Consider the following 14008-nt stretch of genomic DNA (forward strand, 5'->3'; position numbering starts at 1 on the left):
GTCTTACTTCGTCACGCTGGAGACGACGCCTGCACCGACGGTGCGGCCGCCTTCGCGGATGGCGAAGCGCAGGCCCTGGTCCATGGCAATCGGCGCGATGAGCTCGACTTCCATTTTGACGTTGTCGCCTGGCAGAACCATTTCCTTGTCCGCTGGAAGCTTCACAACACCCGTCACGTCCGTCGTACGGAAGTAGAATTGTGGACGGTAGTTGGTGAAGAATGGCGTGTGACGGCCACCCTCTTCCTTGGTCAGGATGTAGGCTTCTGCCTCGAACGTCGTGTGCGGCGTGATTGAACCTGGCTTACACAGCACCTGGCCACGCTCGACGCCTTCACGGTCGATACCGCGGATCAGCGCGCCGATATTGTCGCCGGCCTGGCCCTGGTCGAGCAGCTTGCGGAACATCTCGACGCCGGTAACCGTCGTCTTCTGCGTGTCGCGGATGCCGACAATCTCGACTTCCTCGCCAACCTTGATGATGCCCTGCTCCACACGGCCGGTCACAACCGTACCGCGGCCGGAGATCGAGAACACGTCCTCGACCGGCATCAGGAACGGCTTGTCCAGCGGACGCTCTGGCGTCGGGATGTACTCGTCGACAGCGGCCATCAGCTCGATGATCTTGTCCTTGCCGATGTTCGCGTCGCGGCCTTCAACAGCGGCCAGCGCAGAACCGGCAACGATCGGAATGTCGTCGCCCGGGAAGTCGTAGGAGGACAGAAGCTCACGAACTTCCATCTCGACGAGCTCGAGAAGCTCTTCATCATCGACCTGGTCGACCTTGTTCAGGAACACAACAAGCGCAGGAACGCCAACCTGGCGGGCCAGCAGGATGTGCTCGCGCGTCTGCGGCATCGGGCCGTCAGCAGCGTTCACAACCAGGATCGCGCCGTCCATCTGCGCCGCACCCGTGATCATGTTCTTCACATAGTCAGCGTGACCCGGGCAGTCGACGTGCGCATAGTGACGGTTCTCAGTCTCATACTCGACGTGCGCGGTGTTGATGGTGATGCCGCGGGCCTTCTCTTCTGGCGCATTGTCGATGTCCGCATAGGACTTCGCCGCACCGCCATAGGTCTCCGCCATCGTCATCGTGATCGCTGCCGTCAACGTCGTCTTGCCGTGGTCAACGTGGCCGATCGTGCCAATGTTCACGTGCGGCTTGTTCCGCTCAAACTTCTCCTTGGCCATGGGAGGCCTCCTCTAGCTATGTCCGGCCCGCCGGACGGGGTTCAGGTTCCTTTTACCAGCGGGCCTTTGATTCCCGTTGAAGCGGGCGACATACACACGCGCGCGCGAGCTTTCAAGCACCCATGACAATTCCAGCGCAGACGGAGGGTAACGGACTTGACAGCGAGCCGGTGCGCGTGTCCCTGCGCAGGCATGACATCAGGCCCTCAATTCCACACCTTCAGCGACCGCGAGACCTTTGAAGCCGATGCGGCGCATTGGATCCGGCAGAGGATGGAAAACGCATTGTCCCGCCGTGGGCGGGCAAGTCTCTTCTGTTCTGGCGGCTCGACACCGGGGCCGATTTACCGGTCCCTTTCGGGCGCGGAATTGGACTGGGCGAACGTCACGATTGGCCTTGCCGATGAGCGATGGGTGCCCGAAACGCATGAGGCATCAAACGCAGCCCTCATCCGGCGGACGCTGTTAAGGGACAAGGCCGGGAAAGCCCGCTTCCTTCCGATGATGACAGGCGGCGAGTCCGCCTTTGGCAGCGAAGCGGCGCTTCACAAGGACTATGGCGCCCCTGCCCGCACCATCGACGTTCTCGTTCTGGGGATGGGTCCGGATGGACACACTCTGTCCTGGTTCGCTGATGCGAAAGGTCTCGGCGCGGCCACCGACCCGGGCAATATGCTGAGCGTGGCACCCATTGACGCACCGAGAACCGAGGTCACAGGCGAAATTACCGAACGTATGACACTGACCTATCCGGCGGTAGCGCATGCGCGGCACATTCTGCTCCTCATGACGGGGGACGGCAAACGCGCCGTCTATGAGCGCGGCGATCCGGCCCTTCCCGTAAACCTGATGCGCAAGGCCGCTGGCGACGCGCTCACCGTTTTCTACCGATCCTGAGAGGTTACTTGCATGGACCTGAAGTCTCACGCTGACCGGCTGCGCTCCAGAACGCTCAAATCCGTTGTCGAGGCAGGTCGAACCATTTCCGAATTCGACGCATGCGGCTGGAATATCAATGTGTCCCGGCAATTCCTTGACGCGGACGCGGAAACCGCCCTGGCAAAGCTTGCCTCCCAGAAGGATCTGCCTGGCGCCGTGGAAAGACTGTTCACCGGCAAGACAGTGAACCCATCGGAAGGACGCGCAGCGCTCCACTGGGCACTTCGAGCGCAAGAGACGGAATTTGCAGACGCAGAGCGTGTTCGCAAATCGTCAGAAGCCGCTGAAGCCCTAGCCAGTGATATCGCCAACGGTCGCAAGACCGCAGCAAACGGCCACCCCTTCAAGGCCATCGTCCACATCGGTATTGGCGGGTCGGATTTCGGCCCACGGCTCATCGCCGACGCTTTCCATGACAGCCGACTTCCAGACGTCGAGCTGCGCTACTGTGCCAATCTTGATCCACTGGACCTTGAACTGGCGCTTGCCGGGCTCGACCCTGCCGAGACGCTTGTGGTGGGGGTATCCAAATCCTTTGGTACCGAAGAGACGCTATACAACCTCACACGCGCGAGAGACTGGGTGCGCGCTGGTGTGCCAGCCGACTGGGCAAAGCACTTCGTTCTCGTCACAGCCAATCCCGAGCGCGCAACAGCCTGGCTCAACGGTGCGAAGGGGCTGATCCTGGACCTGCCGGAAAGCGTTGGCGGACGTTTCTCGATCTGGTCGGCTGGGTCGGTTGCCTGTTCGATCACACTGTCCAGCGATGTCATGAAGGGCTTCCGGCGCGGCGCAGCCGAAATGGATGCCCATGTCCAGACTGCGCCAGTTCACGAAAATGCCGCGATTCAGCTCGCCATGCTCGATTACTGGAACGCCTCCTTCATGGGTTTTGGGGCCCGCGCCCTGCTTGCCTATTCGCGGCGGCTGCGCCTCCTGCCAGCCTATCTGCAACAGCTGGAAATGGAATCGAATGGCAAGTCGGTGGGCCCGGCCGGGGCGGGCGTCGGCGGCGCGACGACCCCCCTTCTCTGGGGCGGCGAGGGGACGATTGGCCAGCATTCCTATCATCAATGGCTGCACCAGAGCCCGTCCATTGTCGCTGCAGAATTCATTCTGGCGCCGGGTTCGCGAACCGATGAAGCGGGCGTGACGGGGCTCACGGCACACGCGCTTGCTCAGGCCGAAGTGCTGGCCAATGGGCGCACACTGGAAGAAGTGCAGAAGGAAGAGCCGGACCTGCCGGCGGAGATCGCGGCGCAGAAGGTTCATGCGGGCGGGCGCCCGTCGACCTTCATTTCGACATCCGAGCTGACACCGGAAAAGCTGGGCTCGCTTATTGCCCTTTATGAGCATCGCACCTATCTCGCCGGCGTGCTGTGGGGCCTCAACAGCTTTGACCAGTGGGGCGTGGAACGGGGCAAGACGATGGCGAGCCGCCTGAAGCCTGACGGCGAGGGATCAAAGGATGCGGTTACCAATCATCTGATCAAGCGGCTCCAAACATAAAAAGCGCCCTTCAACCGAAGGGCGCTTTCAAATTCACTTTCAAGGCTGAAGGCCTAGCTGATCTTGTCGACCTGGGCATAGTCGAGATCGACCGGGGTTGCGCGGCCGAAGATGGAAACCGACACTTTCAGGCGACCAGCTGCTTCATCGACTTCCTCGACGCCGCCCTCGAAGCCCTGGAATGCGCCTTCATTGACGCGGACCTGTTCGCCGATCTCAAACGTCACCTGCGGACGCACGCGCTCTGCAGCCGGCTCGTCGGAGGTGCCGAGGATACGGTCGACTTCACGCTGTGGAACGGGGAGCGGACGCTTGCCGCCGTCACCGCCGAGAAAGCCTGAGACTTTCGGCGTGTCGCGAACGAGGTGATAGACGTCGTCAGTCAGTTCAGCCTTGAGCAGGACGTAGCCCGGAAAATAGCGCTTTTCGACCGTCTTCTTCTTGCCACGAACCACTTCAACGACTTCTTCCGTCGGCACTTCGATCTCTTCGATCAGGCTCGACAGGTTTTTCATTTCAGCCTGGTCGCGAATCGCCTGCGCGACCTTTTTCTCGAAGTTCGAGTAGGCGTGAACAATGTACCATTTGGCAGCGGCCATGTTGTGGCTCTCCTTGAAAATCTATGCGCCGAGACCAGTGATCAGGCGAATGAGGACCGCGATGATCTGGTCGGTAAAGAACAGGAAGAGCGCGACGATGATCGACATGATCACAACCATGATCGTCGCCTGAACCGTCTCACTGGGCGAGGTCCATGTCACTTTGCGGCCTTCGGCTTCGACCTGCCGGGCAAAAGTGATCGGGTCCACGCTTTTTTTCTTGTCCTTATCGGCCATCCATCAAATCCTGAATATCGGGGGTTTAAGCGGTCAGGGACGCTTTCGCCAGTGCCTTACTCCGCATTGCGCCCATTGTGAAGCCATCTGGGTGCAGGAAGTCGCATTCGCAAGCAGGCCTGGGCAGATAAATGTGCTCGCTAGCGACCTGACCATTCTGCGCAAGGGCGGCCGGCTATGTCGGTCCGGATGGCGAAGAGGCTGCCCGCGAAAGGCTGCATGTCGAGCTGGAAGGCCGTCAGGCCGGTGCGCGCCGTGGTGACGTAGAGCGTCTTCAGATCCCTGTCGCCAAAACAGCATCCGGTGATACGGCTGACCGGCAGCTTGATCGCGCGGTCAATCGCCCCTTCGGGTGTATATCTCACGATACGCGCGCCATCCCATTCGGCATTCCACAGATGACCTTCGCTATCGACGGTCGATCCGTCGGGATAGCCCGCGCCGGAGCTCGTCGTAGTGAATATCCGCCGGTTTGTTAGCCGTGCCCCCTCCTCGACATCGAAGGCGTGGATTTCCTGTTCGGTGGTATCGCAAGTGTAGAATACCGATCCATCCGGTGAAAAGCAGGCCGTGCTCGGGATGACGATGGGCTTCACATTGAGCGGATGGATCGAACGGTCGGGTGCGAGCCGGTACCAGGCGCTTCGTGCGTCAGCTTCATGGCCGTCCATGGTCGCAAACCAGAAACTGCCATCCGGCGCGACACCGCCGGCATTGATACGGTTGCCCGGCGCTTCATTCTCAAGCGTGATGAGCCTCGTATACTCTTCGGTGGACGGATCGAAAAAGCCGACTTCCACTTCGCCGGCCATCAGCAGCTCGCCTTGCGACAGCGCAATGACGCTGGCCTTGAGCGGCAAGTCGTATCGGCGCGCATTGCCCGTCTTCGGATTATAGCGGTGCAGCTTGGCGCGGTTGGGGTCGACCCACCAGAGGAGGCCTTCAGAGGGGCTCCAGACGGGGCTCTGCCCAAGAAGGCAGCTCGTCGGCGCGACACATTGAGGCTCGAACAGGTGCATCTCACTTCCTTAGGCGGTTGCCGGACAAAGAAAAAGCCAGCCCATAAAACGGACTGGCTTTGCGCACTAGGGCGATTTCGTCACCGATCAGTGAAAATCGACTGAGGTGCGTTCGCCAATGTCAGGCTTCTGGTCCTTGTGATTGGCCTTTGCGATTTCCCAGGCGAAGGTGATCGGGTTCTTGTCTGACGCCCAGATGGACCCGTTTTTCGGGCGGAAGCAGAGCATTGTGAGGTCTGGATCGGTCTTGTCGCCTTCGAACCATGCAGCAATGACAGAGCTCCAGAACTGATCGATTTTCTGCGGGTTGTGGTCGACGGTGAGGTCGCCAAGCAGGCAGGCCTGATAGTCCTTCTCGACAATGCAGAGATGGACTTCGCCGCCATCCTGGCCGAGCGCCTTCACGAGATCGGAAGACTTGTTCGTGTAGAACCAGACAGTGCCCGCTTCCTTGTCGACCTGCGGCGCCATGGGCTGCATGTGCTGGTGATGAACGGGCGAGCCAAGCATTACGGCGCGAACGTCATCAAGATGCTCGAAGAGCTGCTCTTTTGGGTTTTGCTTGAGTTTGTCGAGATTTGCCATTGGGGTTCTCCTTCTGAGAATCATGAGTTTGAGTGTGGGGAAGCAGGGCTGGGCTCACTCGGGGCGAGCGGCAAGCCAAACAGCGTGAACCAGACCGGGCACGTAGCCGAGAACGGTCAGCAGGATGTTGAAGACGAACTGCTTGCCGATACCGCGCGAGAGGGCCACCCCAAGCGGTGGCAGAAGAATCGACAGCAGGATGGTGATCAGCCCACCAGATGAGGGGGCGGTATCAGAATGTGTGGTCATGTAACTGGCTCCTTGAAAGAAAACGGGGCGGTGCCTGAAGACATCCGCCCCGCTCGATTTTCGGGTCTGTTGCGTCCCTATAGTACGCTTCGGCCTCTCAGGGCGCGTGCCACAAAGCTCAGGACGAGCAGTGCGAGGAACACAAAGAAGAGGATCTGCGCGATACCGGCAGATGCGCCTGCGATACCACCAAAGCCAAATATTGCGGCGATGATCGCCAGGACGAAAAATGTAAGTGCCCAACCAAGCATGATAAACTCCTACGGTTAGTTTGTTTCTACGGCCTTTCACCGATGCCTAACCAACGGACGCCCAGCGCTTCAGGTTCCTGAAATTATTCTGGGAACCATTTACCTTATTGGCTCGTTTACCTCTCTCTGTAAGCAAGTCAGGAGCACTCCATGAAAAAGAACATCTTTCTTGTTGCCGGCCTAAGCCTGATGGCCATGCTGGCCGCAGCATGCAACACGGTTGAAGGCGTCGGCGAAGACGTTGAAGCAACCGGAGGCGCCATTGACGAGGCCGCTGAGGATGCTGGCGCGAATTAAAAGCGCCGGGGTCAGGATTCAGAAAAGCGCAGCCTGATCGCTGCGCTTTTTTTGTGTCATACGTCCAGACAAATTGGGCACCGGCTGTGGCGCGACAAGGCTGTGATGGCCCCTATTCTGCGAGACCCTGTATCGGGTCGCTCGGAATGTATGTGAGGAGACAGACTGCTGGCTTCATCGCCACTGATGTTGCCTTGCGCTTGCCGGACATCAGGCATGACCAGAATGCGACGCATGCCACGCCCAGCATTGAAAACACGACATCGAGACGGGAGAGGCCACCCAGCCTGCGGAAAATCTGCCCCACATCACCAATCGGCCCGGTGGCAGGGTAAAATGCTGGTTTACAGGGTCTTAATGCGGTCGTCATGAAAATGATACGCGCCGCCAGATGGAGGAGTTCCGGAACGGGAACAAAAAAATTGGCCTGACGTTGAATTGTCACACACACAGACAAGGAAAACCGGAGTCCCATGGCCAGATCGCACGGTCCCTCAATCAAGGATGACGAAACATATGAAGCTCTCCGTGATGATGGCTATTCGAAGGGCACTGCAGCGCGCATTGCGAATGCGAAGGCCAATCCGGATATGCACCCCTCGAAGAAGGGTGGAAAATCACCGCCCTATGAATCGTGGACGAAGGACGATCTTTATGACAGGGCGGCTGAACTCGGCATCGAAGGTCGCTCATCCATGAACAAGGATGACCTGATCAAGGCGCTGCGAGACAGTCGATGAGCGGGATCGCAGCTTTGATCAACCCGCATTCCGGCAGCGTGCCGCCGGACGCCGCAGCAAAATTGACCGGCGCGATGGAAGCCCTTGGCAAACCGTGCGACATCAATGTTCTGGGAGACGAGGATTTCACCCAGGCGATTGCTGACTGCATCGCCTCCGAGCCCGATATGATCATAGTGTGGAGCGGTGACGGAACGGTCGCCTGTACCCTCGAACACGCCGGCTCTGACGGACCCCCTATCCTGCCACTTCCGGGCGGCACGATGAACCTGTTTCACAAGCAGATACACGGCGGCGCCTGCGCTTGGGACGAATGCCTGTACAGGGCGCTCAGTGAGGGAAAGATCATCGACGTCCCCGCCGGCTGTGCAGGAGAGAGGCGGTTCTATGTTGCCGCAATGGTGGGCAGTCTAACAGACCTTGCCACGCCGCGCGAAGCGATACGGGAAGGCAAAATCCTGAAAGCATTTGAAACGCTTGCCGGCAGCGATATCCTCGACCTGCGAACCAATATGAGTTTCAGACTGCTCGACGAACATTCGAGGTCGGTCGAGGGATTTGCGACGGCAACAGCGCTATTCGTCGGGCACTCTGGCGATGACCTGCTCGAATATGCTTTCATCGATCCCGACAATCCGCTCGAGCTTGCAGCATCGGGGATCGGCGCGCTCTTTTCGGACTGGAGGGACGCAGCCGGTGTGCAGACCCTACAGGCGCGCGAAGTGATCATTGAAGAGGAAAAGGGATACGAGCTGAGAGTGACGCTGGACGGAGAACCGGTCCGGCTAAAGTCCGGAACCAGGTTCAGCCGAATTGCGAAAGCCGGCAAGGCCATCTCAGCCCAGATCGAATGACCAGAATTATCCAGGTTGCCGACATTCATTTCGGCACAGAAGACCCGACTGCGCTGGAGGCTTTTCAGTACGCCGCTGAAGCGATTGGCGCCGATGCCATGGCGGTATGCGGGGACCTTACCCAACGCGGAAAGCGGTCGGAATTCCGGGCCGCGCGACAATGGCTGGATAGCTTTTCCATGCCGAAAGTTGTTGTGGCCGGAAATCACGACACGCCCCTGCTCAACCTCTATGAGCGCGTCGTCTCGCCTTTCGAACGGCATGATCGCCATTTCGAGGACGTGTCCGGACCTGCCGTCCTTGACCGCGTCAAACTGGTCGGACTCAACACCTCACGCGGGTGGCAGACACGCGGGAACTGGGCCGAGGGTTCGGTTGACCTTGAAGACCTCGAAGAGGCAATTTCGGACATTGCACCACTTGATGGCAAGTACGGCTTCCTGGTCTGCCATCACCCCTTCCTGTCACCCCCGGATGCCCCGATGAGAACGGCAACGCGCCGTGGCCGCCGGGCGAGCCGGAGGCTGGCGCAAAGCGGGATCAACTTTCTGCTGACAGGCCATGTGCACTCGCCTTCTGTGACGGTGGTGGACCACAAGAAGCAGTCCTATGTCGCAGTCTCTGCTGGCACCTTGTCGACGCGCCTGCGCAACCATCCGGCAAGCTTCAACCTGATCGATGTGTCGGGCGATATGTGTCAGGTCACAGTCTTCACCCTACAGGGGGACCATTTCGTGCCGGCAAAGCCGCATGCGCTTACGCCCGAGGCAACAGCTTCGGACACGCATGTCGAAATTGACAGCGAAGCCGGCTAGAAATTGCCAACCTTCTTTTCTGCGGTTTCCTTCGGCATTCGCAGCTCTACCACAAAGCCTTCGCCTGGTTTGGATGTCTGGCTCAACGTGCCCCGCAACTGCTTGGCAAAGGCAGTCATCAGGCGTGATCCGAGCCCCGTCGACCCATTGTTGTCGGCGTCACTCTGCTCGGCGCCAAATCCATCATCGATAATCTGCAAGACTATCTCGTCGCCAGCCTCCTGAAGGCGGACCGTGATGGTCCCGCCATCGTCGCCAAAGGCATATTTCATCGCATTGGTAACAGCTTCCAGAATGAAGAGCGCTACCGGGATCGCGTCGTCGGCGGGACGGTCGATATCTGCAATGTCGCTCTGGATATCTACACCGCTCTCCCCCATGCCGAGTGCACCGGCAAGGTGAGACAGCAGCGCCTCGAGGAAAGGCTGCATGTGCACGGTTTCAAGACGCTCATGCTGGTAAAGCGTCTGATGCACAATCGAGAGCGCATCAATGCGGTGACGGGCAGCAGAGATGACTTCCCGAGCATTCGGGTCTTCGACCTGTCGTCTCTGCAGGTTGAGGAAGCTCGCCACGATCTGAAGATTGTTTTTAACCCGGTGGTGGATCTCTTTGACCGCAGCGTCCCGAGTGGCGATTGCGCTGCGCAACTTGGCATCGCGTTCCGCGATCCGGTTAGCCATGCCATCGAAAGTTGTAGCAAAATTGGCGATTTCGTCCGGCGCGTTCTCGAACTCATCGCCAATGCGGAAATTGTAGTGCCCCTCACCATAAATGAGCGCGAGTCGTCGAAGCCGCGCCAGCCATTTCAGGACCAGCCCGTCGACGGCCAGCCAGGCGGCGACCAGTGCGAGGCTAAAGGAGAGGAGCGGAATACCCACCGTCTCGATCGGCTCCAACGTAAATTCGCTGAACAGTCCAGGCGATGGACGCGAAATGATGGCATACATCCTGTCATCGACAATGGCGCGAACGACCACGTCGAGCGATCCGAGGTCATCGTCCTGCGCGACGAAAAGCTCGCCATCGTCGTCACCGGTTGCGAGGCGGATCCATTCCAGTGGAAGTTCGACAAAGCGTGAGCTGCCAAAGATCTGACCTTCGCCATCAGAAATTGCGAGCTCAACATCATCCGGAAGGTTAGTGAGCTGGAGGGTGCGGATAATGCCTTCCGTCTGTAATGCAAAACTGATGGCACCGGCATATTCGCCGTCAACGTCATTGACGCGACGCAGGGTAGAGAAGACCCAGGCCTGGCTATGTGGGCCATAGAAGGCGTCGGTACGAACCGACATCTGACCTTGCCTGAGCTGCTCCATGGCGGCTGGCTGCACAGTCGATCCGCCAACCTCGCCGAGAGCGATACACTCGGTGACGTTCTCTTCGTTGAAGTAGGCAACGTTGGAAAGCTGCGGCATGCGTGGTGCGATGTCCTCGAAAACGCGCTTGCACCGACCGGCAACAATATCGGCAGAATAAATCTGCTGAAGCGTATCGACTGTGGACAGGACCTGCTCAATCTCGTCGAGCGCGCGATCAGCAATTTCGACCAGCATGTTTCGCCGGTCGGCCCTTGAGTCCTGCGCATTAAGATAGGTCCGAAATCCCGCAAAGATCAGGATCGGAGTCAACGCCATCGCGATCGTGAACAACAATCGCAGACGAAGCGAGCCGCGGTGCAGGGGCTGGTGATTTTCAGGCGTCTGCCGGGAGGTCACGCGATAACTCGTCGGCCTGTCTCATGATGTCCTCGAAAGCATCGGCGGCGCTGAGGGAATCATTGCCGGTGAGCCCTGACATCTTGCTCTCGAGGATTTCGGTGATGGCTTTGCGGGCGCGACTGACGCGGCTCTTGATCGTGCCGATGGCACAACCGCAGATCTCGGCCGTCTCTTCATAGGACAGGCCACCCGCGCCAACGAGAATGAGCGCTTCACGCTGGTCTTCTGGCAGTTCATCCAGCGCATTGCGCAGGGATAGAAGCTCAATCGCGGAAGATGGATTGTCGTTCGACACCAGCGTCGCTTCCGCAACTTCAGGATCGAGCTGCTGACGGCGCCAGCTTCTGCGCTTCTCCGAATAGAAGAGGTTGCGGAGGATCGTGAACGTCCACGCCTTTAGATTCGTGCCGGCCTGATAGCTCGCCCGCGCTTTCCACGCCTTCAGCATGGCTTCCTGGGCAAGGTCATCGGCAGCCGTCGCATTCCCGCAAAGGCTGCGTGCGAACGCTCGAAGGTGGGGGATGAGTTCAGCAAGTTCAGTCTTGAATGCCTGATCATCCATGGTCGGCTTGGTCAAAACTGTCTCTATTTCTGCTTGGAGGATTTGTCGGCCTGTTCAAGAAGGCTCAAGAACTCATCAGGCACAGGCTCATTGGTGACGTCGTCGTACAAACGGCGAAGCTGATCGCCGATGCGCTTTTGCCGAATCTTCTTGGATCGGCTCGCATCTGCATCAGGCTTTTTGGACTGACTCATTTGGCTCGCTTTATAATTCATGGAATTCCGCATCATCGATAATATGCTGGTATAACGCATGGTAGCGGGAAAGTTCCGGGGTTTGAAAAAAATAACTGCAGAAGCTTGCAACCTTTCACGAGAAGACAAGTTATTGGTGTAACGAAAATTACGAGGGTAATTATGAGTCTTGTCGAACAATTTGGTCCACACCTGCCATACTTGCGCCGATATGCGAGGGCGCTGACAGGTAGTCAGGAGAGCGGCGATTCGTATATCCGCGCATCACTAACAGCTTTGGCAGAAGACCCCAGCCAGGTCAGCAAAGAGCTTCCGCCGCGCCAGGCCCTCTACAGGTTTTTCCATGTGATCTGGGGCTCGACGGGTGCTCGCCTAGAGCGGGCCGATGACGCGGGCTCCTCTCCGGAGAAGCGCCTTCAGGCTCTGGCCCCGGTCGAACGCCAAGCCTTTCTCCTGACCGCACTGGAAGGTTTTCAGGTTTCGGAAGCTGCGACAATTCTCGGCAAGACGGTGCAGCAAGTCGAAGAGCTGATCTCCAAGGCACATGCTGATATTGAAGCGACACTTTCAACCAAAGTCCTGATCATCGAGGACGAGCCAGTAATCGCCGCCGACCTCGAAAGCTTGGTCGAGGAGCTCGGTCACGATGTTACGGGTAATGCCACAACGCACACCGAAGCTGTCGCAATGGCGCGGGCCAATCCGCCCGGTCTAATCCTTTGCGATATCCAACTCGCCGACAATTCTTCCGGCATCGACGCCGCTCACGAAATCCTCGAAGAGCTGGATGTGCCGATCATCTTCATTACGGCCTTCCCGGAGAGACTGCTGACCGGCGAGCGTCCCGAACCGACCTACCTCATCCCGAAGCCGTTCCAGGAAAACACCGTGAAGGCAGCGATCGGTCAGGCACTCTTCTTCCACCCCTCAGACCGGCCGGTCGCCGCAGAGTAGCAGGCACGGGAACTGACCTTCCGCTGCAGCGTTGCAGCTCAAGGAAGGCCACTCATGTCACAGTTACTCGAACAAGCAGTCGGACGACTGGACCGGGTCGTCGATGCCGACCCGGATCTCAAGGACATTCGAAAGCTGTTATCGCTCCCGCACGAAGTGATCGAGCGGGAGCTGACCATCCGGCGCGACGACGGGCACCGCCAACACGCCAGAGCCTGGCGCTGTCGCTATAACAATCTTAAAGGCCCTACCAAAGGCGGCGTGCGCTTTGCAGCGAGCGCCAATTCAGATGACGTGTCCCGTCTCGGCTTCCTGATGACGCTGAAATGTGCCCTGCTCGACCTGCCTTTTGGTGGTGCGAAAGGTGCTGTGCAAATTGAAGCAGACGATCTCACGGACAAGGAACGCTACCAGCTCGCCGAAACGTATGGCGAAGTGTTCGCGGATGTCCTGCGGCCCGACAATGATATCGCGATGCCCGATACGGCCACAACATGTCACGATATGGAAGCCATGGTTGCCGGCCTCCGCCACAGGGCCAATGGCATGGCGAGAGGCGCAGTCACCGGCAAGCCTGAAGACATTGGTGGCATCGCACTCCGCAAGGGCGCGACCGGACGCGGCGCGTGGTATATTCTCGACAAGCTTTCGGATGATGCCGGGCTCGATGTTTGCTCGGCGCGCATTTCTGTTCAGGGCATGGGCAAGGCCGGTGCAGCCTTTGCCCGCTGCGCACGCGAGGCCGGGGCAACAGTGATCGCCATGTCGGACAGTTCAGGCACGCTTTTCGATGAGGACGGCCTTGATGTCGAACAGGTACTGCGGACCAAAGCCGATGGCGATCTCGATTATGTCGAAGACGCGGACGCGATCATCAGCCTGCCCACGGACATTCTCTGCCTCGCGGCGGTGTCTGACACAGTTTCGGAGTCGAATGCGACGGAACTTAACGCACAGTTTGTCCTCGAAATCGCAAATGCGGCCATTTCAGCTTCTGCGGACGAGATTCTCAGGAACCGGGACATCAGGGTCGGACCGGACATTCTCTTCAACTCGGGCGGCATTGTTGCGTCCTATCTGGAATGGCTCGTGTTTCAGAAAGGGCGTACGGATTCGAGGCAAGAGCAGGAAATGCAATGGTCTGATCGCCTTCTGACGTCGGCCCACTCCCTCGCCGCGACCGCGGAAGAATGCGAAGGAGACTGGCGGCTAGCGGCGTATCTCTATGCTCTGCGGGACCTGAACGCGATCGCTGTTGCCCAGGGCCTGTTCGACAGCTGAAGGCAGCC

General features: G+C 58.7%; 18 protein-coding genes. 8 read left to right on the top strand and 10 right to left on the bottom strand.

Features of this window, described 5'->3' with window-relative positions:
* Nucleotides 1–3: 3 nt before the first annotated feature.
* Nucleotides 4–1194: an elongation factor Tu gene (gene tuf / locus B8746_RS13640; protein ID WP_084391653.1), complete on the bottom strand. Its 1191-nt coding sequence runs from the start codon at nucleotides 1192–1194 to the stop codon at nucleotides 4–6.
* A gap of 192 nt (nucleotides 1195–1386) precedes the next feature.
* Between tuf and pgl the strand changes: the two genes are divergently transcribed.
* Nucleotides 1387–2091 (top strand): 6-phosphogluconolactonase, encoded by a 705-nt coding sequence (gene pgl / locus B8746_RS13645; protein WP_084394264.1) that lies wholly within the window; start codon nucleotides 1387–1389, stop codon nucleotides 2089–2091.
* Between the two features lie 12 nt (nucleotides 2092–2103).
* Nucleotides 2104–3642 (top strand): glucose-6-phosphate isomerase, encoded by a 1539-nt coding sequence (locus B8746_RS13650; protein WP_084394265.1) that lies wholly within the window; start codon nucleotides 2104–2106, stop codon nucleotides 3640–3642.
* 53 nt (nucleotides 3643–3695) lie between these two features.
* Here B8746_RS13650 and nusG read toward each other — a convergent pair whose 3' ends face one another.
* The 6 genes from nusG to B8746_RS13680 form a co-directional block, all read right to left on the bottom strand.
* Nucleotides 3696–4241, bottom strand: coding sequence for a transcription termination/antitermination protein NusG (nusG, locus tag B8746_RS13655; RefSeq protein ID WP_084394266.1), 546 nt, complete (start codon nucleotides 4239–4241; stop codon nucleotides 3696–3698).
* A 21-nt stretch (nucleotides 4242–4262) separates the two neighbouring features.
* Entirely contained in the window at nucleotides 4263–4478 is a 216-nt protein-coding gene (secE, locus tag B8746_RS13660; protein WP_084394267.1) for a preprotein translocase subunit SecE, read from the bottom strand.
* Between the two features lie 140 nt (nucleotides 4479–4618).
* A complete protein-coding gene (locus B8746_RS13665; protein WP_084394268.1) occupies nucleotides 4619–5497 on the bottom strand; it encodes an SMP-30/gluconolactonase/LRE family protein in 879 nt (292 codons plus the stop codon).
* An 87-nt stretch (nucleotides 5498–5584) separates the two neighbouring features.
* Entirely contained in the window at nucleotides 5585–6082 is a 498-nt protein-coding gene (locus tag B8746_RS13670) for a pyridoxamine 5'-phosphate oxidase family protein (RefSeq protein WP_084394269.1), read from the bottom strand.
* 54 nt (nucleotides 6083–6136) lie between these two features.
* Nucleotides 6137–6331 (bottom strand): YqaE/Pmp3 family membrane protein, encoded by a 195-nt coding sequence (locus tag B8746_RS13675; protein WP_084394270.1) that lies wholly within the window; start codon nucleotides 6329–6331, stop codon nucleotides 6137–6139.
* A gap of 77 nt (nucleotides 6332–6408) precedes the next feature.
* Complete coding sequence (locus B8746_RS13680) at nucleotides 6409–6582, bottom strand: DUF1328 domain-containing protein (RefSeq protein WP_084394271.1); 174 nt, start codon at nucleotides 6580–6582, stop codon at nucleotides 6409–6411.
* A 150-nt stretch (nucleotides 6583–6732) separates the two neighbouring features.
* Here B8746_RS13680 and B8746_RS13685 point away from each other — a divergent pair, with 150 nt between their 5' ends.
* The 4 genes from B8746_RS13685 (at nucleotide 6733) to B8746_RS13705 (ending at nucleotide 9288) form a co-directional block, all read left to right on the top strand.
* Nucleotides 6733–6879 carry an entericidin A/B family lipoprotein gene (locus B8746_RS13685; RefSeq protein WP_084394272.1) on the top strand — a complete coding sequence of 49 codons (147 nt, stop codon included), beginning with the start codon at nucleotides 6733–6735 and terminating at the stop codon, nucleotides 6877–6879.
* 473 nt (nucleotides 6880–7352) lie between these two features.
* On the top strand, nucleotides 7353–7619 hold the full coding sequence (locus B8746_RS13695; protein WP_084394274.1) for a DUF7218 family protein: 267 nt from the start codon (nucleotides 7353–7355) through the stop codon (nucleotides 7617–7619).
* The gene (locus B8746_RS13700) at nucleotides 7616–8473 is read left to right on the top strand and encodes a diacylglycerol/lipid kinase family protein (protein WP_084394275.1); all 858 of its coding nucleotides are present in this window, start codon (nucleotides 7616–7618) and stop codon (nucleotides 8471–8473) included. The genes B8746_RS13695 and B8746_RS13700 overlap by 4 nt, the downstream gene beginning before the upstream one ends.
* Nucleotides 8470–9288 (top strand): metallophosphoesterase family protein, encoded by an 819-nt coding sequence (locus B8746_RS13705; protein WP_084394276.1) that lies wholly within the window; start codon nucleotides 8470–8472, stop codon nucleotides 9286–9288. The genes B8746_RS13700 and B8746_RS13705 overlap by 4 nt, the downstream gene beginning before the upstream one ends.
* On the opposite strand, the gene B8746_RS13710 is transcribed toward B8746_RS13705, so the two are convergent.
* The 3 genes from B8746_RS13710 to B8746_RS13720 are packed head-to-tail and all read right to left on the bottom strand — an operon-like array spanning nucleotide 9285 to nucleotide 11786.
* On the bottom strand, nucleotides 9285–11006 hold the full coding sequence (locus B8746_RS13710) for a histidine kinase dimerization/phosphoacceptor domain -containing protein (protein WP_084394277.1): 1722 nt from the start codon (nucleotides 11004–11006) through the stop codon (nucleotides 9285–9287). The two genes, B8746_RS13705 and B8746_RS13710, sit on opposite strands and share 4 nt — an antisense overlap.
* Nucleotides 10984–11571, bottom strand: a complete 588-nt coding sequence (locus B8746_RS13715) for a sigma-70 family RNA polymerase sigma factor (RefSeq protein ID WP_084394278.1) — start codon at nucleotides 11569–11571, stop codon at nucleotides 10984–10986. Before B8746_RS13715 ends, B8746_RS13710 begins: the two co-directional genes overlap by 23 nt.
* Before the next feature lie 23 nt (nucleotides 11572–11594).
* Nucleotides 11595–11786, bottom strand: a complete 192-nt coding sequence (locus B8746_RS13720) for a NepR family anti-sigma factor (RefSeq protein ID WP_084394279.1) — start codon at nucleotides 11784–11786, stop codon at nucleotides 11595–11597.
* Between the two features lie 141 nt (nucleotides 11787–11927).
* Between B8746_RS13720 and B8746_RS13725 the strand changes: the two genes are divergently transcribed.
* Nucleotides 11928–12719 carry a response regulator gene (locus tag B8746_RS13725; protein WP_084394280.1) on the top strand — a complete coding sequence of 264 codons (792 nt, stop codon included), beginning with the start codon at nucleotides 11928–11930 and terminating at the stop codon, nucleotides 12717–12719.
* A gap of 54 nt (nucleotides 12720–12773) precedes the next feature.
* Nucleotides 12774–14000: a Glu/Leu/Phe/Val family dehydrogenase gene (locus B8746_RS13730; RefSeq protein WP_084394281.1), complete on the top strand. Its 1227-nt coding sequence runs from the start codon at nucleotides 12774–12776 to the stop codon at nucleotides 13998–14000.
* Nucleotides 14001–14008 lie beyond the last annotated feature (8 nt).

It is taken from the genome of Henriciella pelagia (assembly GCF_002088945.1).
Classification (GTDB): Bacteria; Pseudomonadota; Alphaproteobacteria; order Caulobacterales; family Hyphomonadaceae; genus Henriciella; species Henriciella pelagia.

What these genes read in the sequence shown, in the direction of transcription:
- tuf (WP_084391653.1), bottom strand. Translation starts at nt 1,194, where the DNA reads ATGGCCAAGGAGAAGTTTGAGCGGAACAAGCCGCACGTGAACATTGGC.
- B8746_RS13675 (WP_084394270.1), bottom strand. Translation starts at nt 6,331, where the DNA reads ATGACCACACATTCTGATACCGCCCCCTCATCTGGTGGGCTGATCACC.
- B8746_RS13685 (WP_084394272.1), top strand. Translation starts at nt 6,733, where the DNA reads ATGAAAAAGAACATCTTTCTTGTTGCCGGCCTAAGCCTGATGGCCATG.
- B8746_RS13730 (WP_084394281.1), top strand. Translation starts at nt 12,774, where the DNA reads ATGTCACAGTTACTCGAACAAGCAGTCGGACGACTGGACCGGGTCGTC.
- B8746_RS13705 (WP_084394276.1), top strand. Translation starts at nt 8,470, where the DNA reads ATGACCAGAATTATCCAGGTTGCCGACATTCATTTCGGCACAGAAGAC.
- pgl (WP_084394264.1), top strand. Translation starts at nt 1,387, where the DNA reads ATGACATCAGGCCCTCAATTCCACACCTTCAGCGACCGCGAGACCTTT.
- B8746_RS13700 (WP_084394275.1), top strand. Translation starts at nt 7,616, where the DNA reads ATGAGCGGGATCGCAGCTTTGATCAACCCGCATTCCGGCAGCGTGCCG.
- secE (WP_084394267.1), bottom strand. Translation starts at nt 4,478, where the DNA reads ATGGCCGATAAGGACAAGAAAAAAAGCGTGGACCCGATCACTTTTGCC.
- nusG (WP_084394266.1), bottom strand. Translation starts at nt 4,241, where the DNA reads ATGGCCGCTGCCAAATGGTACATTGTTCACGCCTACTCGAACTTCGAG.
- B8746_RS13670 (WP_084394269.1), bottom strand. Translation starts at nt 6,082, where the DNA reads ATGGCAAATCTCGACAAACTCAAGCAAAACCCAAAAGAGCAGCTCTTC.
- B8746_RS13650 (WP_084394265.1), top strand. Translation starts at nt 2,104, where the DNA reads ATGGACCTGAAGTCTCACGCTGACCGGCTGCGCTCCAGAACGCTCAAA.
- B8746_RS13665 (WP_084394268.1), bottom strand. Translation starts at nt 5,497, where the DNA reads ATGCACCTGTTCGAGCCTCAATGTGTCGCGCCGACGAGCTGCCTTCTT.
- B8746_RS13695 (WP_084394274.1), top strand. Translation starts at nt 7,353, where the DNA reads ATGGCCAGATCGCACGGTCCCTCAATCAAGGATGACGAAACATATGAA.
- B8746_RS13720 (WP_084394279.1), bottom strand. Translation starts at nt 11,786, where the DNA reads ATGAATTATAAAGCGAGCCAAATGAGTCAGTCCAAAAAGCCTGATGCA.
- B8746_RS13725 (WP_084394280.1), top strand. Translation starts at nt 11,928, where the DNA reads ATGAGTCTTGTCGAACAATTTGGTCCACACCTGCCATACTTGCGCCGA.
- B8746_RS13680 (WP_084394271.1), bottom strand. Translation starts at nt 6,582, where the DNA reads ATGCTTGGTTGGGCACTTACATTTTTCGTCCTGGCGATCATCGCCGCA.
- B8746_RS13715 (WP_084394278.1), bottom strand. Translation starts at nt 11,571, where the DNA reads ATGGATGATCAGGCATTCAAGACTGAACTTGCTGAACTCATCCCCCAC.